The sequence below is a fragment of the Phycicoccus sp. CSK15P-2 genome, from assembly GCF_016888005.1.
Classification (GTDB): Bacteria; Actinomycetota; Actinomycetes; order Actinomycetales; family Dermatophilaceae; genus Phycicoccus.
In genome coordinates this window covers 1-1012 of sequence record NZ_JAFDVE010000045.1, presented here as the reverse complement: position 1 = coordinate 1012, position 1012 = coordinate 1, and the positions used below count along the sequence as shown (strand labels likewise).

The following is a 1012-nucleotide window of genomic DNA, read 5'->3' as shown; positions in this document are numbered from 1 at the left end:
CTAGGGCCTGTTACGAAAGTGGCTGATGGGGTTTGGGCGTGTCGTGTGGATTGAGGTGAAGCTCCCGGAGTAGCGCTGGTGGTGTCTACTCCGCCGCGCACCCCGGGAGCCTCGATGCCCACGATAGATGCCGCTGCTCGTCACGACCTGACCGACGCCCAGTGGGCCCTGTTGGAGCCGCTGCTGCCGGCCCCGGCCCGGCTGGGTCGGCCCCGCAGATACCCACTGCGCCTGCTGGTCGACGGAGTCCGGCACCGGACCCGGGCCGGGTGTCCGTGGCGCGATGTCCCGCAGCGGTACGGGCCGTGGTGGCGGGTGTACGCCCTGTTCGCGTGCTGGCAGGTCCTCGGTGTGTGGGCCACGGTCGAGGACGAGCTGCGCGCGAGCGCCGACGCCCGCGGGCGGCTCTCCTGGCAGGTATCGGTGGACTCCACCACCTCCCGCGCCCACGTCCACGCCGCCGGCGCCCGCCGCGACAGTTTCGGCTCCGTTGCCGGAGAGCCGGAGCACCACGCCCTGGGCCGCTCCCGCGGCGGGTGGGGCACCAAGACCCACGCCGCCATCGACCAGCAGCGCGGCGTGCTGGCGTTCGCCCTCACCCCCGGCCAGGCCGGTGACAGCCCCCAGCTGGTCCCCGTCCTGGAGAGCATCCGCGTCGCCCGACCCGGTGCCGGCCGGCCCCGGACCCGCCCTACCCGTGTCCTGGCCGACAAGGCCTACTCCTCCCGAGCCAACCGCTCCTGGCTCGCCCGGCACCACATCCGAGCGACCATCCCGACCCCCGCCGACCAAGCCGGACACCGCACCCGACGCGGATCCCGCGGCGGCAGACCACCAGCGTTCAACCCCGAGACCTACAAGGACCGGCACGCCGTCGAGTGCGGCTTCAACCACCTCAAACACCACCGCGGCTTCGCCACCCGCTACGACAAGCTCGCCGTCCGCTACGCCGCCACCGTCCACGTCGCCAGCATCGACCACTGGCTGCGACGACTTTCGTAACAGGCCCTAG

The 1012-nt window shown here is 72.4% G+C and carries 1 protein-coding gene; it reads left to right on the top strand.

The genetic code is table 11. The annotated features are described in order from the left end of the window. Positions 1-114: 114 nt before the first annotated feature. Positions 115-1002, top strand: a complete 888-nt coding sequence (locus JQN72_RS18075; protein WP_204136532.1) for an IS5 family transposase — start codon at positions 115-117, stop codon at positions 1000-1002. Positions 1003-1012 lie beyond the last annotated feature (10 nt).

Excerpts from the sequence above, each read along its gene's own strand:
- JQN72_RS18075 (WP_204136532.1), top strand. The coding sequence starts at position 115 with ATGCCCACGATAGATGCCGCTGCTCGTCACGACCTGACCGACGCCCAG.